This is a genomic window from Cellulomonas hominis (genome assembly GCF_005239125.1).
In the GTDB taxonomy this organism is placed as follows: Bacteria; Actinomycetota; Actinomycetes; order Actinomycetales; family Cellulomonadaceae; genus Cellulomonas; species Cellulomonas hominis_A.
Genome location: NZ_SZYE01000006.1, coordinates 35,272 through 55,887, shown reverse-complemented (window position 1 = coordinate 55,887; position 20,616 = coordinate 35,272). Strand labels below are relative to the sequence as shown.

General features: G+C 72.5%; 33 protein-coding genes. 21 read left to right on the top strand and 12 right to left on the bottom strand.

The window, feature by feature from the left end; genetic code table 11:
- The coding region (locus FA014_RS02135) for a M15 family metallopeptidase (RefSeq protein ID WP_195969123.1) at positions 1-684 on the top strand (684 nt) is incomplete at its 5' end.
- Between the two features lie 40 nt (positions 685-724).
- On the opposite strand, the gene FA014_RS02130 is transcribed toward FA014_RS02135, so the two are convergent.
- Positions 725-898 carry an SPOR domain-containing protein gene (locus tag FA014_RS02130; protein ID WP_154728065.1) on the bottom strand — a complete coding sequence of 58 codons (174 nt, stop codon included), beginning with the start codon at positions 896-898 and terminating at the stop codon, positions 725-727.
- A 67-nt stretch (positions 899-965) separates the two neighbouring features.
- Here FA014_RS02130 and map point away from each other — a divergent pair, with 67 nt between their 5' ends.
- The 4 genes from map (at position 966) to FA014_RS02110 (ending at position 3,418) form a co-directional block, all read left to right on the top strand.
- Complete coding sequence (gene map / locus FA014_RS02125) at positions 966-1,838, top strand: type I methionyl aminopeptidase (RefSeq protein WP_419178360.1); 873 nt, start codon at positions 966-968, stop codon at positions 1,836-1,838.
- Positions 1,835-2,632 carry a polyphosphate--glucose phosphotransferase gene (gene ppgK, locus FA014_RS02120; RefSeq protein WP_154728063.1) on the top strand — a complete coding sequence of 266 codons (798 nt, stop codon included), beginning with the start codon at positions 1,835-1,837 and terminating at the stop codon, positions 2,630-2,632. The genes map and ppgK overlap by 4 nt, the downstream gene beginning before the upstream one ends.
- A 94-nt stretch (positions 2,633-2,726) precedes the next feature.
- Positions 2,727-3,143, top strand: a complete 417-nt coding sequence (locus FA014_RS02115; RefSeq protein ID WP_154728062.1) for a VOC family protein — start codon at positions 2,727-2,729, stop codon at positions 3,141-3,143.
- A 101-nt stretch (positions 3,144-3,244) separates the two neighbouring features.
- Positions 3,245-3,418 (top strand): CsbD family protein, encoded by a 174-nt coding sequence (locus tag FA014_RS02110; protein WP_154728061.1) that lies wholly within the window; start codon positions 3,245-3,247, stop codon positions 3,416-3,418.
- A 98-nt stretch (positions 3,419-3,516) separates the two neighbouring features.
- On the opposite strand, the gene FA014_RS02105 is transcribed toward FA014_RS02110, so the two are convergent.
- Complete coding sequence (locus FA014_RS02105) at positions 3,517-3,837, bottom strand: hypothetical protein (RefSeq protein WP_154728060.1); 321 nt, start codon at positions 3,835-3,837, stop codon at positions 3,517-3,519.
- 117 nt (positions 3,838-3,954) lie between these two features.
- Positions 3,955-4,587, bottom strand: coding sequence for a GNAT family N-acetyltransferase (locus tag FA014_RS02100; RefSeq protein WP_419178359.1), 633 nt, complete (start codon positions 4,585-4,587; stop codon positions 3,955-3,957).
- Between the two features lie 89 nt (positions 4,588-4,676).
- Here FA014_RS02100 and FA014_RS02095 point away from each other — a divergent pair, with 89 nt between their 5' ends.
- Both FA014_RS02095 and FA014_RS02090 read left to right on the top strand, forming a co-directional pair.
- A complete protein-coding gene (locus FA014_RS02095) occupies positions 4,677-4,955 on the top strand; it encodes a hypothetical protein (protein ID WP_154728059.1) in 279 nt (92 codons plus the stop codon).
- Between the two features lie 48 nt (positions 4,956-5,003).
- The gene (locus FA014_RS02090; protein ID WP_154728058.1) at positions 5,004-5,327 is read left to right on the top strand and encodes a DUF6191 domain-containing protein; all 324 of its coding nucleotides are present in this window, start codon (positions 5,004-5,006) and stop codon (positions 5,325-5,327) included.
- A gap of 5 nt (positions 5,328-5,332) precedes the next feature.
- Here the strand turns inward: FA014_RS02090 and FA014_RS02085 are convergent, their stop codons facing one another.
- The 6 genes from FA014_RS02085 to FA014_RS02060 all read right to left on the bottom strand — a co-directional run bounded on the left by FA014_RS02085 (position 5,333) and on the right by FA014_RS02060 (position 9,638).
- Positions 5,333-5,560, bottom strand: coding sequence for a hypothetical protein (locus FA014_RS02085; protein WP_154728057.1), 228 nt, complete (start codon positions 5,558-5,560; stop codon positions 5,333-5,335).
- Positions 5,561-5,792: 232 nt separating this feature from the next.
- A complete protein-coding gene (locus FA014_RS02080; protein ID WP_154728056.1) occupies positions 5,793-6,911 on the bottom strand; it encodes a tyrosine-type recombinase/integrase in 1,119 nt (372 codons plus the stop codon).
- A gap of 42 nt (positions 6,912-6,953) precedes the next feature.
- Positions 6,954-7,370: an ImmA/IrrE family metallo-endopeptidase gene (locus tag FA014_RS02075; RefSeq protein WP_154728055.1), complete on the bottom strand. Its 417-nt coding sequence runs from the start codon at positions 7,368-7,370 to the stop codon at positions 6,954-6,956.
- A 69-nt stretch (positions 7,371-7,439) separates the two neighbouring features.
- Positions 7,440-7,940 carry a hypothetical protein gene (locus FA014_RS02070; protein ID WP_154728054.1) on the bottom strand — a complete coding sequence of 167 codons (501 nt, stop codon included), beginning with the start codon at positions 7,938-7,940 and terminating at the stop codon, positions 7,440-7,442.
- 50 nt (positions 7,941-7,990) lie between these two features.
- Positions 7,991-9,106 (bottom strand): hypothetical protein, encoded by a 1,116-nt coding sequence (locus FA014_RS02065; RefSeq protein WP_154728053.1) that lies wholly within the window; start codon positions 9,104-9,106, stop codon positions 7,991-7,993.
- Between the two features lie 46 nt (positions 9,107-9,152).
- Complete coding sequence (locus FA014_RS02060; RefSeq protein WP_154728052.1) at positions 9,153-9,638, bottom strand: hypothetical protein; 486 nt, start codon at positions 9,636-9,638, stop codon at positions 9,153-9,155.
- Between the two features lie 216 nt (positions 9,639-9,854).
- On the opposite strand from FA014_RS02060, the gene FA014_RS02055 reads away from it, so the two are divergent.
- From FA014_RS02055 to FA014_RS02015, 9 genes are all read left to right on the top strand, one after another.
- Positions 9,855-10,121, top strand: a complete 267-nt coding sequence (locus FA014_RS02055; RefSeq protein WP_154728051.1) for a helix-turn-helix transcriptional regulator — start codon at positions 9,855-9,857, stop codon at positions 10,119-10,121.
- Positions 10,121-10,330: a helix-turn-helix domain-containing protein gene (locus FA014_RS02050; protein ID WP_154728068.1), complete on the top strand. Its 210-nt coding sequence runs from the start codon at positions 10,121-10,123 to the stop codon at positions 10,328-10,330. The genes FA014_RS02055 and FA014_RS02050 overlap by 1 nt, the downstream gene beginning before the upstream one ends.
- 88 nt (positions 10,331-10,418) lie before the next feature.
- Positions 10,419-10,685, top strand: coding sequence for a hypothetical protein (locus FA014_RS02045; RefSeq protein WP_154728050.1), 267 nt, complete (start codon positions 10,419-10,421; stop codon positions 10,683-10,685).
- Complete coding sequence (locus tag FA014_RS02040; protein ID WP_154728049.1) at positions 10,685-10,939, top strand: hypothetical protein; 255 nt, start codon at positions 10,685-10,687, stop codon at positions 10,937-10,939. Before FA014_RS02045 ends, FA014_RS02040 begins: the two co-directional genes overlap by 1 nt.
- Positions 10,936-11,268, top strand: coding sequence for a hypothetical protein (locus tag FA014_RS02035; protein ID WP_154728048.1), 333 nt, complete (start codon positions 10,936-10,938; stop codon positions 11,266-11,268). Before FA014_RS02040 ends, FA014_RS02035 begins: the two co-directional genes overlap by 4 nt.
- Positions 11,268-11,720, top strand: coding sequence for a hypothetical protein (locus FA014_RS02030; protein ID WP_154728047.1), 453 nt, complete (start codon positions 11,268-11,270; stop codon positions 11,718-11,720). Before FA014_RS02035 ends, FA014_RS02030 begins: the two co-directional genes overlap by 1 nt.
- Complete coding sequence (locus FA014_RS02025; protein WP_154728046.1) at positions 11,713-11,952, top strand: hypothetical protein; 240 nt, start codon at positions 11,713-11,715, stop codon at positions 11,950-11,952. The genes FA014_RS02030 and FA014_RS02025 overlap by 8 nt, the downstream gene beginning before the upstream one ends.
- Before the next feature lie 23 nt (positions 11,953-11,975).
- On the top strand, positions 11,976-12,344 hold the full coding sequence (locus tag FA014_RS02020) for a hypothetical protein (RefSeq protein WP_154728045.1): 369 nt from the start codon (positions 11,976-11,978) through the stop codon (positions 12,342-12,344).
- A gap of 2 nt (positions 12,345-12,346) precedes the next feature.
- Complete coding sequence (locus tag FA014_RS02015) at positions 12,347-12,625, top strand: hypothetical protein (protein WP_154728044.1); 279 nt, start codon at positions 12,347-12,349, stop codon at positions 12,623-12,625.
- A 4-nt stretch (positions 12,626-12,629) separates the two neighbouring features.
- Here the strand turns inward: FA014_RS02015 and FA014_RS02010 are convergent, their stop codons facing one another.
- Positions 12,630-13,208, bottom strand: a complete 579-nt coding sequence (locus FA014_RS02010) for a hypothetical protein (protein WP_154728043.1) — start codon at positions 13,206-13,208, stop codon at positions 12,630-12,632.
- A 27-nt stretch (positions 13,209-13,235) separates the two neighbouring features.
- Here FA014_RS02010 and FA014_RS02005 point away from each other — a divergent pair, with 27 nt between their 5' ends.
- The 5 genes from FA014_RS02005 to FA014_RS01985 all read left to right on the top strand — a co-directional run bounded on the left by FA014_RS02005 (position 13,236) and on the right by FA014_RS01985 (position 19,389).
- Positions 13,236-14,099 (top strand): hypothetical protein, encoded by an 864-nt coding sequence (locus FA014_RS02005; RefSeq protein ID WP_154728042.1) that lies wholly within the window; start codon positions 13,236-13,238, stop codon positions 14,097-14,099.
- Between the two features lie 27 nt (positions 14,100-14,126).
- Positions 14,127-15,704 carry a hypothetical protein gene (locus tag FA014_RS02000; protein ID WP_154728041.1) on the top strand — a complete coding sequence of 526 codons (1,578 nt, stop codon included), beginning with the start codon at positions 14,127-14,129 and terminating at the stop codon, positions 15,702-15,704.
- Entirely contained in the window at positions 15,701-18,214 is a 2,514-nt protein-coding gene (locus FA014_RS01995) for a phage/plasmid primase, P4 family (RefSeq protein ID WP_154728040.1), read from the top strand. Before FA014_RS02000 ends, FA014_RS01995 begins: the two co-directional genes overlap by 4 nt.
- Before the next feature lie 235 nt (positions 18,215-18,449).
- On the top strand, positions 18,450-18,872 hold the full coding sequence (locus FA014_RS01990) for a hypothetical protein (RefSeq protein WP_154728039.1): 423 nt from the start codon (positions 18,450-18,452) through the stop codon (positions 18,870-18,872).
- A 16-nt stretch (positions 18,873-18,888) separates the two neighbouring features.
- Positions 18,889-19,389 (top strand): hypothetical protein, encoded by a 501-nt coding sequence (locus tag FA014_RS01985; protein ID WP_154728038.1) that lies wholly within the window; start codon positions 18,889-18,891, stop codon positions 19,387-19,389.
- A gap of 56 nt (positions 19,390-19,445) precedes the next feature.
- On the opposite strand, the gene FA014_RS01980 is transcribed toward FA014_RS01985, so the two are convergent.
- Both FA014_RS01980 and FA014_RS01975 read right to left on the bottom strand, forming a co-directional pair.
- Positions 19,446-19,778 carry a hypothetical protein gene (locus tag FA014_RS01980; protein ID WP_154728037.1) on the bottom strand — a complete coding sequence of 111 codons (333 nt, stop codon included), beginning with the start codon at positions 19,776-19,778 and terminating at the stop codon, positions 19,446-19,448.
- 264 nt (positions 19,779-20,042) lie between these two features.
- The gene (locus FA014_RS01975) at positions 20,043-20,537 is read right to left on the bottom strand and encodes a hypothetical protein (protein WP_154728036.1); all 495 of its coding nucleotides are present in this window, start codon (positions 20,535-20,537) and stop codon (positions 20,043-20,045) included.
- Positions 20,538-20,616: the final 79 nt, after the last annotated feature.

Genomic DNA, 20,616 nt, shown 5'->3' with positions numbered 1-20,616 from the left:
GCCCCGCGCGGGCCGCGGCGCCAGCCCGCCCGGCAGCCGCGCCTGCGCCTGACCCGCCGCGGCGTCGTCGTCCTCGGCACCGCCGCCGCCCTCGCCGTCACCCTGGTGGTGGTCCTCGTCGTCGCGGTGGTCCGGCTGCTCGGCGGCCCGGCGGACGCGGCCGTGCCGCCCCCCGTCGTCGCCGAGGTCCCGGACTCGTGCGTCCCGGACGCCACGACGTCGCAGAACTGCTGGCCCGCGTTCGACGACGGCGCCGACCCGCTGCTGGAGGTGTCGCCGTGGGTGACCGGGCGGCTCCGCGGGGGCGACGTCCGGTACCTCCTGGAGCACGTGGCAGCGCGGTTCGACGCCGAGGTCGAGCCGGTGGACGTCGACAGCTCCTGGGGCTGGGGCTACCGCACCGTCCGCGGCGAGGAGGACGAGGCCGGCGACGGGCTGTCGAACCACGCCTCGGGCACGTCGATCGACCTGAACGCCACCGAGCACCCGCTGGGCGCCCGGGACACGTACACGGACGACCAGGTCGCGGCGATCCGCTCGATCCTCGCCGAGGTCGCACCCGCAGTCGCCTGGGGCGGCGACTTCGACGGCCGGCGGGACGAGATGCACTTCGAGATCGTGGGCTCGCCCGAGACGGTCGCCGAGGTGGCCGCCCGGCTGCGCGGCGAGACCCCGGCCGGCTGACCGGGGTCGGACGCGGGGCCCGGGAGGCGCGGCGCGGGGCTCAGCGGTCCCGGCGGTCCTCCTCGTCCCACGCCTCGGTGCGGGCACGGGCCTTGTCCAGCGCGTGCTGCGCCGCCTCGCGCGTCGGGTACGGGCCCATGAGGTGCGACCAGGTCGACTGCTTGCCCTGCTCGACCTGCCCGGTCTCGGTGTTGTAGTAGAACTCGTCGGCCACGGCACCCTCCCTCGTCCTGGGCCCTCCGGCTCTCCGGTCCGGGCCCCTCCTTCGTAGACTGCCAGGCATGACGTCCGTGCACGCGCCGAGGCCGGCGCTCGTCCCGGGCACCGTGAGCCCCCGGCGACCGGTCCCCGCCTCGATCCCCCGCCCCGAGTACGTCGACCGGCCCGCGCCGACCCCGTACACCGGCAGCGACGTGGTGGCCCCCGAGGTCGTCGAGCGCATCCGGGTGGCCGCGCGGATCGCGGCCCAGGCGCTGCAGGAGGTCGGCCGGCACGTCGCCCCCGGCGTCACCACCGACGAGCTCGACCGCATCGGCCACGAGTTCCTCGTCGACCACCACGCGTACCCCTCGACCCTCGGCTACCGCGGCTTCCCGAAGTCCGTGTGCACCTCGGTCAACGAGGTCGTCTGCCACGGCATCCCCGACTCGACCGTCCTCCAGGACGGCGACATCGTGAACCTCGACATCACCGCCTACGTCGACGGCGTGCACGGCGACAACAACGCGACCTTCCTGGTCGGGGACGTCGACGAGGAGTCGCGGCTGCTGGTCGAGCGCACGCAGGAGGCGCTGGCCCGCGCGATCAAGGCCGTCAGGCCCGGCCGCGAGGTCAACGTCATCGGCCGGGTCATCGAGAAGTACGCCGCGCGGTTCGGCTACGGCGTGGTGCGCGACTACACCGGCCACGGCGTCGGCGAGGCGTTCCACACCGGGCTGGTCATCCCGCACTACGACGCGGCGCCGCTGTACGACCGGGTCATCGAGCCCGGGATGGTGTTCACGATCGAGCCGATGCTCAACCTGGGCACCGCCGACTGGACGACGTGGGACGACGGGTGGACCGTGGTCACCGCGGACCTGCGCCGCAGCGCGCAGTTCGAGCACACCCTGCTGGTCACCGACACCGGAGCGGAGATCCTCACACTCCCATGAACAACCACCACGGCAAGAACGCGACGACGGCGTTCGGCATCGACATCGGCGGGTCCGGCATCAAGGGTGCGCCCGTCGACCTCGCCACGGGCGAGTTCGCGGCCGAGCGCGTCCGCATCCCCACCCCGCAGCCCGCCACCCCGTCCGCGGTCGCGGAGACGGTGGTCGAGCTGGTCGGGCGGTTCGACCTGCCCGAGGACGCCGCGATCGGCGTGACGTTCCCCGCGGTCGTCCAGCACGGCGTGGCGCGCTCCGCCGCGAACGTCGACGGGTCCTGGATCGGCACCAACATCGAGCACGTGCTCGGCGACGCGCTGGGCCGGCCGGTCCTCGCGGTCAACGACGCCGACGCCGCCGGGTACGCCGAGACGCTGTACGGCGCCGCGCGGTCCACCTCGGGCGTCACGTTCATCTGCACGCTCGGCACCGGCATCGGCACCGCCATCGTCGCCGACGGGGTCCTCGTGCCGAACCTCGAGCTCGGCCACCTCGAGATCGACGGCCACGACGCCGAGTCCCGCGCCGCCGACTCCGCCCGGGAGCGCGACGACCTCGACTTCCCGCAGTGGGCCGAGCGGCTGCAGCGGTACTTCGGTGTCATCGAGGACCTGTTCTGGCCGGACCTCATCGTCGTCGGCGGCGGCGTCTCCAAGCACCACGAGAAGTTCCTCCCGCTGCTGCACCTGCGCGCGCCGATCGTGCCCGCGCAGCTGCGGAACGCCGCGGGCATCGTCGGCGCCGCGGCGCTGGCGGCCCGGGCCGGCACGCCGGTCGCGGGCGTCAAGGGCGACTGACGGCCGGGCCCGGCGCGCGGTCAGCCGCCGCCGGGCCCGGTCCGCACCCCCCGGGGGGCTGGTGCGTCGCGCCGCAGCGCCCTACCGTCGCGCCATGGGACTCGCCGTGGCGCAGCTGTGCGTCGACTCGCACGACCCCTCGTCGCTCGCCCGGTGGTGGGCCGACGTCCTCGGCTGGCGCGTCGTCGAGGAGGACGAGGACGAGGTGGACCTCGAGCCGCCGCCCGGCGTCGTCGCCACCCCGTGGCTGTTCCTCCGGGTGCCGGACGCCAAGCGCGTGAAGAACCGGCTGCACGTCGACGTGCGGCCGCCCGACGGCTCCGACCAGGCCACCGAGCTCGAGCGGCTGCTCCGGCTCGGGGCGGTGCGGGTCGACGTCGGGCAGGGTCCGGACGCCACCTGGCACGTCCTCGCGGACCCCGAGGGCAACGAGTTCTGCCTGCTCCGGTCGACCCCGTCGGAGCTCGCCGCCCTGCTGGCCGCGGACCCCGCGGAGGACGCGTCCGCCTGACCTGGGCGTTCGCCCCGCCCGGCCCGGTCCCTCCGGATGCGGACCCGCGCGAGCGGGCATAGCGTCGTGAGCACGACGTACCGGTCCGAGAAGGAGGACGTATGGGACTCGACGACAAGATCTCGAACGCTGCCGAGAAGGCCGCGGGCAAGGTCAAGGAGACCACCGGGCGCGCCTCGGACGACGAGAGCCTCGAGGCCGAGGGTCGCGCCGACCAGTCGAAGGCGGACATCAAGGGCGCCGGCGAGAAGGTCAAGGACGCGTTCAAGCACTGAGCCTCCGCGCCGACCACGCCCCGTCCCGGGCACCCGGGGCGGGGCGTCGTGCCGTCCGGGGGCGGGGGCTCGTCCGGTGGGGGCCGCTCCGGCCGGGGCTAGTCGGGCGGGGGCGTCGCGTGCACGGCGGCGCGGAACCGGGCGCCGCCGTCGACCGTCGCGACGGGCTCCCACTCCCCCGTCTGCACCAGCCCCACGACGTCCAGGTGCACCTGGGCGATGTCGGCGAGCGGGACCGGGAAGTCGGGCGACGTCGTCCGGCTCTCCGCCAGCGGGCTGCCGTCGGCGGCGACGAGCGTCAGCGTCCAGGTGAGCGCGGCCGGGCCCGCCGACACCGGCGAGTGCACCTCGACGTGCTGCGCGTAGGCGGCCTCCGGGCCGCTCAGCGCGGCGATCCGGGGCAGGCGTCGCCGAGTCATCCGGGCCCCCCTGGCTCGTGCTCGGGGGCCGTCGTCCCCAGCCCCCGCATCCCAGGGTGGGGCCTCCACGGGCTGCTGACCAGGACCTAGGTCCGTGGCCTCGGTCGTCGCGCCGTGTCAGAGGCGGCGCTCCAGCAGCACCACGTCCCGCCACTCGCCCGCGAGCGGGCCGTACGTCATGCGGGCGATCCGCTCCCGCGTGCCGACCACCCGGAACCCCGCGGCGGCGTGCAGGGCCAGGCTGCCGGCGTTCTCCGGGAACACCGACGACTGCACCGTCCACACCCCGCCCGCGGCGGCGGAGTCCAGCAGCGCCGCCATCAGCGCCCGCCCGACCCCCCGGCCCCGCGCGGCGCCGGCGACGTACAGCGACGCCTCGACCACCCCGGCGTACACCGCCCGTCGCGACACCGGCGACGCGGCGACCCACCCGAGCACCACCGCCCCGCGACCCGCGCCCGCCACGCCCGTGCCCGCGCCCGCGCCCGCCGCACCTCCCCGCGCTTCGACCCCGCCGAGATTGCGGACGATGCGGGGTTCCCGGGCGCGGAACCCCGCATCGTCTGCAGGTTCGGCGCCGCCGAGCGCCACGAACCGGTGGTCCGGCAGGTGGGAGGCGTCGAACGCGGCCCAGTCCGGCGCCGAGCTCTCGAACGTCGCGTGGCCGGTCGCGATCCCCTCGGCGAACACGGCCAGCACCCCCGCGGCGTGCGCGGCGGTCATCGGGCGGACGGTCACGTCGTGCTGCACGCGGGCCATTCTCGCGCCCGGCCCGGCCGTGGGTGACATCACCCGCCGCCGACCGCGCGACCGCGAGGCCGGCGGCGCACACTGCCGTCGTGAACCTCGCGCAGACGGTCCCGGGCGGCCTGTCCCGGCTGCGCGCGGCCGTCCCGCTGCTGAACGCGCGGCCGGTCCCGCCCGGCGTGCACCACGACGTCGAGCGCCCGATCCCGGTCACGGCCACCCTGCGCTGGGAGACCGGACCGGAGCCGCTCGACACCGTGGCCGTCGAGTGGACCGCCGCCCTGGTCCGGGTGCGGGTGGCGGACCTGCGGGTCATGACGGGCGCCGTCTGGCTGCCCGCCGCCGACGTCCGGCGCCGGGGCTGCGGGTAGGGGCCGTCGCGGGGCCAGGGGTTGACGGGGCGCGGGACACTGGACGGCGTGGACGTCGCCGGGTGGGTGATCGCACTGGTCGTGGTCGTCGGGCTCCTCGTCCTGCTGGACCGCCTCGTGGCGTGGGGGTTGCTCGACCTCCGGGAACCGACCCGGTCGCGCCGTCCTCGGAACCGCGGGGGTGCGGCGGGCGGCAGCGGGATGGTCGCCGAGCTGATCGACGTGTTCCAGCCGAGCCGGACGCACACCACCGAGGAGCAGCAGCGCAGGCGGCACGACCGGCAGGACGCGGGTGACGGCGCCCCGCCGGTCGACCTCGACGCGGGAACCGCGCACGTGGACGCGCAGCCCCGGCGCGGGGGCTGCGGGTAGGGCCGTCAGGCCAGGCGCTCGACCTTGACCGCCGCGTGGTGCTCGCGCGGCGAGCCGGGCCGCGCTCCCCACGTCAGCACGCCGTGCACCACCGCGCCCACCTCCGCCGGCACCGCGCCCTGGTAGTGCGCGGTCGGGTCGCGCGTGAGCCGCTCCGCGAGCTCGGCGAGACTGCGGCTGTCCGCGGCCTCGTCGACCGCGAGCCGGGTCATCCTGAAACGTGCCTCGGACATGACGGGCCCCCTCCGTCGGTCTGTTCCCGTCCAGGGTAGGGGCGCTCGGCCGGCGGCGCCCGAGGTCGTGCCCGGCGGGCCCGGACGGACGTGCGCCATCCCCCCGGGGACGACGAAGCCCCGGCCGACGTGGCCGGGGCGTCCTCGTGCGCGGATGAGCTGGCCGGTACGCCGGGTTGCGGCAGCAACGCCTTTGAACTGCAGAAACGCGGCGCCGGGGGCTGCTCGGGGGCTACGCCGCGTCCGGCAGGACGATCAGCCCGTCCGTGGCGTCGCGCATCCGGTCGTCGTCGTCCGGCCACAGGTGCGCGTACGTGCGCAGGGTCTCCGTCGGATCCTTGTGCCCCAGCCGGGACGCGACGGCGCGCGGGGACGAGCCGCCGGCGATGAGCTTCGAGGCGTGGAAGTGCCGCAGGTCGTGCCAACCGGAACCAGTCGGCAGCCCGACCTTCGCCGCGGCGGCGCGCCATGCGCTCGACGCCATGCCGCGGGTGATCACCCGCCCCTGCCCCGTCGTCAGGACGAGACCGTCGTCCAGTGGTCCGAGCTGCTCCAGAGCCACCGCCCCGATCGACAGGGTCCGGTACGACGCCGGCGTCTTCAACGGCCCCCACTCGGGTCGGCAGGAGTTCCGGGACACCATCTGCCGGTCGATCCGCACGCGCGCCCCGCCCTCGATCGGAACGACCCGGTCCCCCGTCAGGCCGCGGGCCTCCCCGGGCCGGACCCCGGACGCGACGATCAGGGCGGCCATCGGCCGGTATGGCACCCACAGCGCGTCCACCAGGTCCTGCACCTTGCCGATCGGGAGCGGGTCGATGAGCTTCTCGGCGTCGGGCGGGAGGTTGATCCGCCGGCACGGTGTGGACACGATGCGCCGCTCCTCCACCGCCAGCGAGCAGACGCCCGCCAGGTACACGTAGGCGTTGCGCACGGTCCCGGGCGCCAGCCGCGTGGACCACTCGGTGACGGCGTCCTGCACCGCCGAGCGGTCGAGGTCCGCGAGCGTCCCGGAGCCCAGCGTCGGCAGGACCGTGCGGTCGAGGCGCCGGCGCACGGCCTCGAGCGAGCTGGCGCGCTGGTGCACCTGCGCGCGGTACCAGCGCTCCGCCATCTCGGCCACGGTGATAGCGCCGCGGTCCGGCGAGACGTACGTCCCGGCGCGCTGGCTGGCGCCGACGTCCTCCAGGTGCGCCTGAGCGGCGTCCTTCGTCGGGAACGACCGACGGCGCCGGGCTCCTCCGTCCTCGTGCCAGGTGGCACGCCAGCGCAGCCCGGTGCCGTACCGCTCGGTGCGGACCCGCCGGCCGGCTGCATCCCGGCTCCACCACCGGTCCTCCACGCTAGCCACGTCAGGCTCCCCCTCTCGGCCCGCGCGACCCGGCGCGCAACGTCAACACGTGAGTTCCAGGTCGTCGTGCACGGAGGCGAGCCTGCGGCGTTCCTCGGCGGCAAGCCCCGCAAGCCGCTCACGGACGACGTCGGGCGTCACCCACAGCTCGTCGGCCATCTCGCGAAGGTCGCGTGACCAGCGGTACGCCGCAACCAACTCGTCCAGCGCGATGAGCCGCCGCGCGGTGGCCGCGCGCACCTGCCTTTCCTCGGTTGGTGAGCATCCGCCGACGTGCCGGTGCTCGATGTGAATCTGTTCGTGCGTGATGGCGCAGCGGCGCTGGGCCTGAGACTGGCGCGGGTCCATGAGGATCACCCGGTGCCCGTCGGTCGCTGCGATGCGACCCACGGGCTGCGGCTGCCAGATGACCTCGATCTCGGGCTTCGCCCTGAGCCACCGCCAAGGGTGGAAGGTCATGGCCAGGACCGTACGACAGAGCGCTGACACGCAACCTCGTGCACGCGGGCTAGCCCGGCATCACGCAGTTCAGGCGGCGGATCCCCTCGAGCGCTTCGCCGCTCGCGCGGCCGCCTCCTCGTCCTCGTCTTTGGACGCGCGCCTATATGCGCTCCAGAGAAGGTTTACGATCACCACAAAGGTGAGGACGAGGTACGTCGACAACGCCACTAGCGCAGCCCCCATCGCAATCCAGGTCCAGTAGGGAACTCCAGCGGCTTCAATTTGCTCGCCAGTCGGGACTGAATTCTCCACCGCGGCCGCGAGGACCGCGCCCAACACGCTTAGCAACGCGGACCACAGAACGTGTGCGACCGCCTCGTCGACAGACTCGCGAGCGGGCCGCTCGGTTGTCGCCTTGAATTCGACCCGCTGCGAGAGTCGAGACCGCCAAGCAGCCAACTGCGGAAAAGCTGCCAAGAGGGCCCCACCAAGCAGCGCCAGGCCTGACGTGACCGCGCCGGTGCTCCCAAGGCCGAATTGCTGCCAGACAACCGCGGCCGCCGCAACTAAGGGAACGACAAGTAGCACGATTCGAGCGAGTATGTCCGGAGGTTCCTCCCCGAAAATCCTACGTCGACTCAATCCTCTCTTGACGCCTCGACGGAGTTCTCGGGTGCTGAATCGAGTAGGCACTCGGCCACCTCCTCCGCTGAACGAAGACTCAACTCAATCTGATGGACGCCGGCGAGCATTACAACCTTATTCAAGACAGCGCGATAGTAGCCTAGCATCGACGGCTGACGCGCGCCCAGCTGGTAGGTGAAAATCTCCTTGAGAAAGCCTGGCCCAAAAAGCCTCGGGCTTCCGTTCACGGGGGTCACCACTACACCAACGTCATCGAAGTCGAGATCGAGGTCCTCGAGGTTCAGATCCTGCTCCATCTCAAGCACGGCCTCTGCCGTCGACAGACTCGTCCCCTCGCGAAATCGGTCGACCCAGTTCGAGACACGATCGACGGTCGACTCGACCTCAAGCGGAGTCTCGATGAGGACCCGGAGCTCTCTCTTACGAACGACCTTGCTGCCGTCCACCGCGGAGGTCTCGTGCTGCGAGAACACCGCCTCGGTCTTCTTTGCACCCATGAGGATGCCGCGAATCTGCTCGGGGTCCGCGAGCCGATAGATCTGTAGATCGATTGCGAACAGGTCCGGCATCGAAGGCGAGCGCTCACCCTGTTTCCGCAATTCGCGCGCCCTCACCTTGTGCGCATTCCTCTCACTCTCCCGGATTGCCCGCGATGCGTGAACGAAGTGACTCTTGAGCAGTTTCGTGACGTCACGATTGGAGATCACTTCGGCGACGAGCACCCCGGACGTACCTGACCGCGGTAGGAGGAAATCCACTCGGTACGCCGCCTGCGCGCTACCGGCCGCGATATTGCGGGACTCCGAGCCTGGTTCCGCGTAGCTTTCGTGGAGCCCTTGCTCGCCATGCATGATCAGGGCATGCAGGTGCAATGGCGAGACCTCGATCAGCGAAGCAACGGTGAGGGTCGGCTGAGTCACCCGCTCCCCGTCAACTGACGTCGGAGGAAGTCGTTTTCCAGGATCGCCGAAGATGGTTCCGGAACTCGCGAGCACGTTGAGAACATCGCGAAACTTCTCGACGAGCGTCTCGTCAGTAAGATCCAAGGGCTCCTGAGTCCGACTGCGTACGATCTCAAAACGGTATGCGCGGTAGCCGAACGAGGCCACTTCGCCCCCTTTTCAATGTGGCGGTACCAATAAAGGAACTACATCTTCACGCCGGCTCGTCTGAGCCGGAATCCTGCGTCTCCTCGCCAGTGACGTCGTCGGGCATGTGCTCGGGCGTGCCGGCCATGGCGGCGAGCGCGACGTCGTCCTGGCGCTCGACCGGCGCGGGCGCGTCGGCGTCGCGGCGCTCGGCATCGACGAGGACGCGCAGCATCTCGATGACGGCGCGTCGTGCCTTCGGCGAGAGGTTGTCGACGCCGGGCGGTAGCTCATCGGCGAACGGCGGACCCGGCACGGGCATGCCGGCGGCGGTGAAGGCGGTCGACTCGGGCACGCCAGCGAGCCACGCGATCGCGCGGACCGTCTCGGCGCGTGGGCGGAACTTGTAAGTCCCGGCGGCGATCGCGCTCAGCGTGGTCGCCGTGAGCTCGAACCCGCGCTCTTGGGCCTGCGCCGCCAGCCGCCGAGCAGACAGCGCTCGCGCGTCGAGAGCTGACTGCGCTAGGTCGCGCAGCGATGTGGGTTCGTTCACGGCTTCGACGTTGCCTTCCGGGTCTCTTGTAGGTCGAGTTGTCGCTGAGCAAGCGATGACAACCTAGCCGCGCAGCACGGGTGTACATACGCGGCTCGCGGCGGTGGTCACCTTGACAACTGGACGCGTTGTGAGTTGCATGGCACTTGTCAGCACGACGACCTAGGAGGCACCATGGCTTCGCCAACCCACTTCAGGCGCAGGAAGGACTGTTGGATGCGCGTCAAGGACCCCGCACAGATCCGACGGTGGCGAAGGCAGCGCCACTTCAGTCAGCGCGACCTCGCCTATCTCGTGCGCCGGTCGCAGACAGCGATCTACGCACTCGAAGCGGGCAAGCTGCGAACGGTCAGCGAGGACTTCGCCATCGCCATCGCCGCTCGCCTCGACGTCCCGTGGGAGGAGCTGTTCGAGGCTCGGCAGGTTTCCGCCGTGCCTCCACCGTCAAGTGCGGTGCACACGGAAATGCGATCGGCGGCGTGATGCCCACGCACCCGCTCACCCCCCGCGAGGTCGCCGAGCAGCTCGGCCAGGACGAGCAGACCGTCCGCAGGCTCGCCCGCCGCGGCGAGCTGCGTGGCTTCAAGGCCGGCACCGGCGGGATCACCTCGCCGTGGCGGTTCCGGCAGGCCGCGGTCGACGAGTTCATCCGCAAGCGCGAGGCGGCCGTTCGACGCGGCCGCGTCGCCTGACCCGACCCCACCCGGACACGACGAAGGCCGGCCCCCGCGGACACGAGTACCGGCCTACGTCGATCGAAACGACAGGAGCAGCGTACCCATGAGCACCACCTCGACCACCGCCTCGACCAACCACCCGCACGTCCCGGCGTGGAAGGCCGACCTAGTCGCCGAACTCGGCGAGCAGCTGCAGAACACGGGCGGTAGCGACCCGCTCGACCTCCTCGAGGACCTCGCGAACCCGGCGAACGACCGCTTCGCGGTTACGAACGTCGTGAGGTTCACCCTCGCCGTCGCCGTCGACTCCCAGGTCGCCCTGCTGCGAGCGCTCCGCAACCGCGGCGTGCTCGCTGAGGTGCCGGCGTGATGGACCACTGGACCGACGAGGACGACCGCGCCGTCGAGCGCGAGATCGCCTGGGACCAGCACGTGCGCAGCGCGCTGAAGCAGTCCCGGCACGACGACCCGCCCGTGGCCGTCCCGGACGCGCAGGCCGACCGGCTCGCGGCCGCGGACGCCGCACACCGTACGGACCGCGTCGTCGTGGAGGCCCTTGCGCTCATCGGCGTCATGTTCGTCACCGCGGTCATCGCCGTCGCCCTCACGGCGGTGTGGCTGTGAGCCGCGCGACCCGCCAGCGCGACGGCGACCTGCTGCGGCCCCTGGACTCGTCCGACAAGGCGCTCATGGAGGGTCCCCGCGGCGGTCAGCCGCGGGTCGGCTCCGTCGTCACCCTGTGGCGCCTGCCCGGGGCCTGGTCGGTGTGGTCCGGGGGCCCGACGACCGGCACCTGGTGGCTGCAGCCCCGCGACAACGACGCCGAGCGCGTCCTCGACGCACTGGAGCTGCAACCGGACCGCGGCATCCCGGACGTCACCCAGGTGTACGCCACGGCGCGGGTGCGCGCCGTCGCGGTGCGCTCCAAGGCCATCCGGGCCGGTGGTCGGTGATGGCGACGAAGCGCGTGAAGGTCCGGGACCTCCTGGTGGGCCAGGCCATCGAGTACCGCCGCGCCGACGGGCCTTCATGGATCGCGCCGTACCGCGGCCGCGTTCGCTCCGTGCTGATCCGCCCCAACGTCGGCGCCGTCGTCGCGCTCGACCCGCTCACCCCCGAGGAGCGCGGACGTCTCGGCCCCGGCAACCACCACGCCCGGGCGTACCTGGACCGCGACCGCGAGGTCGATGTTCTCGACCTGCCGGGCGCCACCACCGAACGGGCCGCCCGGACCATGCTCGCCCGGCCCCGGGTGCCGATCCGCCGCACCCCCGAGGGCGTGCTCGCCGAGTGCCGGCACTGCCCTTGGACGCTCACCGGGAAGTTCCCCGCCGAGATTGAGCAGACCGTCGCGCACCACCGCGACCAGCACCGCCTCGGCCAGCTGGAGGTCACCCATGACTGACACCACCACGGAGCTGCAGCCGCGGGCCCGGGCCGTCGTCGAGGACGCCGAGTGGCTCGTCGCCACCGGCGAGTGCTGGACCCAGGCCGCCCACCGCCTCGGCTACGGCAGCCCGAAGTCGCTCGAGCGGGTCCTGTACCGCCTCGGCCGCGGGGACCTCGTCTCCGCGCTCAAGGCCCACGAGCTCAGCCCCCGCCAGATGAACCTGCACCGCTCCCCGCACGCCGCCTGACCTGACCCCGAAGGACGCACACCATGGACGAGACCACCGACCCCGCCGTCGAGCTGACCCCCGAGGACCTGCTCGAGCTGGACCAGCTCGCGGCCGAACTCGTGAAGCGGCAGGCCGCCATCGAGGCCGACCGCGAGCGCATCGACGAAATCAAGGCGACCCTGCGCCGGCGCCTGCCCCGCGGCACCCACGACGTCGGCTCCCACCACGTGCTGGTGAAGGCCCCCGCGCGGCGCCTCAACGCCGCCCGGCTCGCCGCCGCGTACCCGGTCGTCGAGCACCCCGAGCTGTACAAGCCCGTCCTCGACACCACCGCCGTCAAGCACCACCTGTCCCCCGCCGCCCTGGCCGAGTACCAGGACGCCGGCACCCCCACGGTCGAGGTGAAGTGACCATGCCCGCCACGCAGCCCCCCGTCGACATCGCCAGCGTCTTCACCGGGCCCATCGCCGCCTTCCCCGACCTCGACGGCGAGCCGGCCGTCATCCGCCTCACCCTGGAGAACGTCAGCGCCGCCGGAATCACGTTCGACGTCGCCACGAACCTCGGGGCCGGGCAGCCCATCGCGGACACCGCGCACGCCGTCGGCGCCGCACTGCACCGGCTCTCGCACGCCCTCATGGCCGGCGTCGCCATCGACCTGACCACACCGGCGTCGGGCGGTGCAGCGTGACCCGTCAAGCAGTCACGCGTCGCGGCCACAAGGCACGCGCCTCAGCCACGGCCTGCCTAGCCCAGTCCTCCACGGCTGACCGCTTGGCCGAGTCTTGGTGCCAGACACGACCGCTCGAAGTGAGCTCCGCCGCGAACCCGCTCAGCGCTTCGACGTACACCCTCTCCCGAGGAGTGCGTGCGGTGAGCCGCGCGTCGGCTCTCTCCTCCTCCTGCGCGCGCCACGCGCCTCGGACCAGATGCAGCGCCAAGATCTCGACGTCGTGGGGAAAGCTCCCGTGGCTGTCGTCGGTGTACATGCGCCACCGGTGCACCGCGGAGGTGAAGTCATCTGTCACCGCGATCAGTCGATCTCGATCGGTAGGAATCAAGGACAGCGTCATAGCCCTCGCCGTCACTTCTCCGAACAACTCAAGCTGGTGCTGCCACACGCCGAGTCGACGCTCAGCCTCGCGCTGCTCCGCAGACTGCTCACGCTCATGCCGAAGGGTCCTGCGCAGCACGAACACCGCGACCCCGATCGACGCTAGCGACCCGAACACCGCGCCGAGCCACCCGCCGAGGGACACCTCCCAGAAGTCCATGCCGCGCACCGTAGCGGAGCGTGCACAGTGACTCCGCAGAATCTGCCGCAGCTGTACGCCCCGTTCGCCGGCGGCGACCCCCGCGCCGCCCTGAAGGACGCCCGCGCGGTCATCGAGGACGCCATCGTCAACCACCCCCGGTCCCAGCAGGTCGAGATCGGCCCGTCCGAGATCGGCACCCCCTGCGAGCACTGCCTCGCCGCGAAGCTCGCGGGCTGGCCGACGTCGCGGGACGTGGCGTGGCTGCCGACCCTCGGCACCGCGATGCACGCCTGGGTCGAGGAGGCGTTCATCCGCCACGAGAACGCCCGGGGCGCCCAGCACGGCGGTGGCCTGCGGTACCTCACCGAGGCGCGGGTCATGGTCGGGCACATCGCCGGCCGGGAGATCTGGGGCAGCACCGACCTCGTCGACCTCCTGGTCGGCATGACCGTCGACTGGAAGCTCGTGGGGGCCAGCACGCTCCGCAAGGCGAAGTCGGGCCCGTCCCCGGTGTACCGCACCCAGGCGGACCTGTACGCGAAGGGGTGGAACGACGCCGGCGTGCGTGTCGATCACGTCGCCGTGGCCTTCCTGCCGCGCAACGCCGCCAGCCTCGACGACGCCGTGTGGTGGACGGCGCCGCACGACCGGCAGCGCGCCGTCGACGCGCTCGCCCGCGCGGAACGCATCGCCACCAACCTCGCCGCCCTGGCCGCCCTCGGGCCCGACGCCGTCACAGCGTGGATCGGCGGCCTGCCGCGGGACCCGGACTGCTGGGACTGCGCCCGGTTCCCCGACGCGCCGGTCCCGGCCCACCCGGCGCCCGGGCACCACGCCCCCGGCACCGACCTCGCCGGGCTGATCCCCCCGACCCCCGACGCCGCCGGCGCCGGGTCCATGGCCGCCTGAAGCGGCACGACGCAGGAGACGACCACTATGACCCAGACCCCCGACGCCAACGCGATCCTGATGGGCGGCGCCGGCGTGCCCGCCGCGAAGTTCCCGAACCCCGGCGACATGCTCGTCGGCCGGATCGTCGCCCCGCCACAGGCGTACCAGGAGCGCGACTACGACAAGAACAACCCGGGAAGCGGCACCCCGAAGACGTACCCCTCGGGTGACCCGATCATGGCGCTGTACGTCGACGTCGCCACCGACCTGCGCGACCCGTCCATCGAGGACGACGACGGCACCCGCCGGCTCTTCGTCGAAGGGCGGTACCTCAAGGGCACGATCCGTGACGCCGTGCGCGCCGCGGGGGCCCCGGGCCTGGAAGTCGGCGGCACCCTGACGCTGACGTTCACCCACCGGGAGGACCCGGAGGACAAGCGGTCCCGGAAGTACTGGCAGGCCACCTACGTCCCGGGCGGCAACGCAGCCCTGATGACGCCCGACCCGGCCCCGGCCGCCGTCACCACGCCCGCCCCGACGCCGCAGGCGGTGACCCAGCCGGTGCAGGCCGCCCCGGCCCCGGTGCCGGTCCAGCAGTCGACCCTCGCGGCCGCCGCGGCGGCGCCCGCCCCGGCCCCGGCGGCCGAGGCGGGCGAGAAGGCCCGCCAGCTCATCTCCCTCGGCATCGACGACGCCACCATCGCCGACGCCACCGGCCTTGACGCCAGCGTCATCCGCCGTCCTTCGGGGCGCCCCCGCTGCGGCCTGAACCGCAGCACCCCGCGCCGCGTCAGGCGCGCCGCCCGTCCGAGCCGGGCCGCGGGGACCCAGGTACCAGCACCACCCACGACACGAGAAGGTCCGATGCGGCTCTGCACCCTCACCGGCTCAGGCGGACGGCGCGTAGCGCGTCAGGAACCCCACGATCGTGACCCCCAGCTCCGTCACCGCCCACTCGTCCATCCCGCTGGGCCCGTAGGTCATGCCGTCGGCCTGCCGCTGAACGAGCGTGCCGTTGGCGACACACGCCGCGATCAGGCCGCCCAGGACGCGCTCGAAGCCTGGCAGGTTGGCGTTGAGCTGGTGGGCGCTGACCCACGCCTCGCTCAGGGGCACGTCGCCGCGCAGGCTCTCGGCGAGCTGAAGGACGCGCAGGTGGCCGACCTGGAGCCCAAGCGCGAGGTCGAGCAACACCCGCAGGCCGTCCTGCTCGTTCACGCCCTCGTCACTGACGGTCTCGCCCAGGATCGCACCGAGCAGCCTTGCCCGTTCCTCGCCGGGACGGTCGAGGAGGCTGTTCAGGGCCGCGAACAGGCCAGCCGAGGTGTCCCCGTCCGCAGCCACGCGCCGCATCGCTTCCTCAAGCGGGACGCCGGACGCCAATTCGAGCACACGGCCGACCTCGTCCACCCCACGTTGGAACGTCGCTCGGACCGCCCAGACGACTCCACTCCCGGCTGCGAGCACAGGTGCCGTGATCGGAGGAACCCCATGCGCGGCGAGCACCGAATCACCAAGAACCACGAGCCCCGCCGCCCCGGCCACCTTCGCCTGAGACAGCGCTCTTCGCCCCTTTTCTTCGCTGTCCATGTCCGCACCGTAGCCCTGGGAGCCACAGCGTGAGCATCCTGGCCGCCGCCCGCGACCTGCTCGCTCACGGCTACTCGATCATCCCGATCCGCACCGACGGGTCCAAGGCGCCCGCCCTGCCGTCGTGGAAGTACCACACCCGCCAGCGCGCCACCGACGCCGACCTCGTCGCCTGGTTCGGCGAGGACGACCCGCACGACCTCGGCGTCGTCCAGGGCTCCGTGTCCGGCGGCGCCGAGCTCACCGAGATCGAGGGCCGCGCCGCGGCGCGCCTGCCCGAGCTGAAGGCCCTCGCCGACGACACCGGCCTCGGCGATCTCTGGACGCTCGTCACGACCGGCTGGGTGGAGATGTCCCCCAGCGGCGGGTTCCACTTCCACTACCGCGTCGACGGCATGGACGTCCCCGGCAACCTCAAGCTCGCGCGCGGCGCCGACAAGCTCGTGCTCGCCGAGACCCGCGGCGAGGGCGGCCAGGTCGTCGTCGCCCCGTCCCGCCACCACGCCTCCGGGCGCCCGTGGCAGCGGCTCGTCGGCGGCCCCGCCACCGCCCCCGTGCTGACCGCCGAGCAGCGGAACGCGTTCCACGCGCTGCTACGCACCGTCGACGAGCAGCCCGAGCCCGCGACGCCGCCAGGCGCCACCTGGCCGGCCGCCCCGCACGACCCCGCCGCCGGCATCACCCCCGGCGACGACTACGAGAACCGCACCGACTGGGCCGACATCCTCACCCCCCACGGCTGGACCCTCGCCACCCAGCGCGGGCGCACCCGGTACTGGACACGCCCCGGCAAGACCCACGGGTTCTCCGCCACCACCGGGCACGCCGACGACCGCGACCGGCTGTTCGTGTTCACCTCCTCCACGGACTTCACCCAGGAGATGCCGTACACGAAGCTCGGGGCCTACGCCGTCCTCGAGCACGCCGGAGACCTGTCCGCCGCCGCCCGCGCGCTCTACGCCGACGGGTACGGCCGCCGCGCCGAAGAAGCCCGCCCCGTCGAACAGGTCGACGACCTCGCCGGGCTCATCCCACCGACCTCGCCCCCCACGACCAAGACGCCCACCAGCACGCACACGCCGACCTCGACGACGACCGACACCAGCACGCCGAAGACGCCCACCCCCGCAGCGACGACGACCCCGCCCACCACGTACACCGAGACCGACGACGGCAACGCCCTCCGGCTCGTCGACCAGCACGCCGCCACCATCCGGTACGTCCCCCAGCGCGGCCAGTGGCTCACCTGGAACGGGCACCGCTGGACCTGGGACGAAGCAGGCCACGTCCACGAGCTCGCCCGCGCCATCGCCCGCGACCTGCGCGCCACCGACCGCGACTCCCGCGCACACCGCGCCAAGTCCCTGTCCCGCCGCGGCCTCGAAGCGATGGTCGCCGTCGCCCGCACCGACCCCCGCACCGTCACCCACCTCGCCGACCTCGACGCCCGCCCCTACGAGCTCAACACCCCCGACGGCGTCGTCAACCTCCGCACCGGCGCCATCACCACCCCCGACCCCGCCGCCCTGCACACCCGCTCCACCGCCGTCGCCCCCAACCCCGCCGCCGTGCCGGCCCGGTGGCTCGCGTTCCTCGCCGACACCTTCGCCGGCGACCCCGCCCTCACCACCTACGTGCAGCGCCTGCTCGGCCTGTCCCTCGTCGGGCAGGTCCTCGAGCAGGTGCTGCCGTTCGCCCACGGCCCCGGCGCCAACGGCAAGACCACCCTCATCGGCGTCGTCCAACGGCTCATCGGCATCGGCGACGACGGGTACAGCATCTCCGCGCCCGCCGAGATGCTCCTGGCCACCCACCAGCAGGGCCACCCCACCGAGATCGCCCGACTCGCCGGCGCCCGCCTCGTCGCCACCTCCGAGCTCGAAGACGGGCAGCGGTTCGCCGAGGCCAGGATCAAGCAGCTCACCGGCCGCGACGTCATCTCCGGGCGGTTCATGCGGCAGGACTGGTTCTCCTTCACCCCCACCCACACCCTGTGGCTGCTCGCCAACCACCAACCCGCTGTCCGCGCCGGCGGCCCCGCGTTCTGGCGGCGGCTGCGGCTGCTGCCGTTCGAGCACACCGTCCCGCCCGAGAAGCGCGTCGCCGACCTCGAGGACCGCCTCGTCGAAGACGAAGGCCCCGCCATCCTGGCGTGGCTGATCCGCGGCGCCGCCGACTACTTCGCCGACGGCCTCACCGAACCCGCGTCCGTGCGCGCCGCCACCGACGCCTACGCCACCGACCAGGACAGCATCGGCCGGTTCGTCGCCGAGCAGTGCGAGACCGGCCCGGCCGGCGCCCAGCACCTGAAGGTGAAGTCCGGCGTGCTGCGCGCCGCGTACGAGACCTGGTGCCGGGTCGAGGGTGAGGAGCCCGTCACCGTCAAGGCGATGACGACGGCGCTGCGCACCCGATTCGACGTCATCCCCGAGCGGTCCAACACCAACCGGTACCTCGCCGGCATCCGGCTCCTCGACGCGTCACCCGACGAGCCGGACCCGTCACCGCGCAGCGACCGCTGGACCCAGGACGGCGTGCTGTGACCCCCATGACCCGTCACGATCCGCCGACCCGTCACCGACCCGTCACGCCGATTCTCGTGACGGCGACGCCGCACGTTTGCGCAGGCAGTGACGCGTGTGACGGGTCCCGCGTGCATGGCGTGGGTGACGGGTGTGACACATGTGACGCTTTCCTCTCTGTTCCAGCCCATACGCGCGCGCACACACGCAGGAGAGCGAACCCGGCGCAACGCGTCACCCGTCACGGCGGTGCGCCGTGACCGCCCGGGCGTACTGGCTCGCCGCCCTCGCGACGCGCACCGGACAAGACCCCGGACTGCTCGGCACCAAGGCCGTCCCCCGCTGGTGCGCGCGCTGCCGGCGCCTCGTCCTCGCCGGGTACGACGCCCCCGTCTGCGCGACGCTCTGCATCGCCGACCCCTACCGGCTGACCCCACAGCTCGAAGCCGCCTGCGTGATCCTCGCCCGCCCCACCTACCAGCTCTGGGGCATCGACGCCGGCCGCCTCAAGCTCACGTCCCGGCACATCCCCGGCTTCGTCCAGGCCCGCGACTTCCCGCCCGCCGACCACGTCGTCGTCCTCGCCGCGCACGACTGCGACCGGCCGCCCCTGACCCTCGACCCCCTGCCCGAGCCCCGCTACGGCGCCGTCCAGCCGGGCGACGTCCCGCCGTACTGACCGAGAGGACCCCGACATGGCCAATCGCCCCAAGGACATCGGCACCCGCGCCGAGACCGCCGTCGTCCGCGCCGCCCGCACCCGCGGCTTCCCCGGGGCCGACCGGCTCACCCTCACCGGCGCCCACGACCGCGGCGACATCGGCCTCGCCCCCGGCGTCATCGTCGAGGTGAAGGGCGGCGCCGCCGCGAAGGACGCCTCCGACGGCATGATCGCCTCCTGGCTCGCTGAGACCGAGCGGGAACGACTCCACGCCGGCGCCGCCGTCGCGTTCCTCGTCACCCAGCGCGCCGGCGTCGGGCCCGCCAACGCAAACCGCTGGTGGGCATGGTGGCGGCTCGGGTCGCTGCCCGACCTCGCCGTCGCCCCTCTGCACGACCAACTCGTCATCCGCATGCAGCTCGCCGACGCCCTGCAGCTCCTGCGCGGTGCCGGCTACGGCGACCCACTCGACGCGGGCGAGGCGAGCGGGTCGCCGAACGTTCCCGGCGGCGTTCGCGTGCAGGAGGTGGCGTGACTGTGACTCGTGACGATCCGCGAGGTCAGCGGTCTCTGACGGCCGTGGACGGGCGCCTACGGGACGTAGCGCTCGATCCAGATCGGGCCCAGGGTCGCACTACCGAAGATCACCACGGCAGAGACGACTGCGAAAACGGCGAACGTCCCGCGCCAGCCGGACACGCCCGCGTCGTTGACCAGTCCGAGAACGGCCAGGACCTCAGCTGCCGTAAGCACCACGACGGAGTAGGTGGACGTCAGGCGCATGACCGCGTGCATTCGAGCGAGCTCTCGTCTGAACGCCCGGGTGGGCTCGATCTGCTGAGCGCGGCGCAGCGGGTCCTCGATCAGGCGCTCACGGCCGACGTACAGAACCAGCATGTACACGGGGATCAGGGTGGCGATCACGCCGCATGCGTTCGGACTCAGTCTCATGAGCGGGACCGTAGCGTCGGGGACCGACGCGCCGCGGAACTGCTACACCAGCGGAACGGACTCGGCGCCGAGCCGGAGCGGGCGCACCCGTCCTGCGAGGACTTCGTGCGTCGCCCACGGCATCACCAGCCTGCGGTGCGCTCGTGGGCCGACGCCGCGGCCGCCATCGGCGCGGGGCGGGATTCTGCTCGTTCTGCTCGCCTTGGCGGGGATCGGGTGGCACCGGCGGTGACTCGACTAGCGCGAGATCCCCAGCGTCTCCCACTGCTCATAGCCGGGGTTCGCGTCGTCAGTCCACTGCACGCTGTACGACACCGCGGTCGGCTCGGTCCACGACTTGACCCAGTCAAACTCGATGGCGTCACCCGGAGCCACGTCGCCCGGAATCGTCGTATGGAGCTCAAGTTGAGCGCCTTCACCGAGACCAAAAAGTAGCACGTGCGCGGTCTGATTCCCTGTGTTGACGAGCTTGAATCGCTCGCCGGCAGGGTTGACGAGTTCCCACCGGACACCCCCGCGTTCAGGGCTCCATCGACTCCCCCCGCTAATCGGGGAGGCTACACCGCTCGCGGTCGGAGGATTTCGGGACGCGTTGGCGATGTTCCGAATTCCCGCCTTGTTGCGTCGACCTTGCACGAAGGCGACACCCGCGATAACGGTACCGGCCGCACCGCCCACGGCGCCGATCCAGTTCGGAACGATCTCGCCCCAGAAAGAAAGCCCGCTACTCATGACGCCGAGCCTGGCTGGTCTCGAGTCCGGGCGCTAGGCCCGACCGGAGGAACTTCATGATCACATGCCCGCTCCCCCA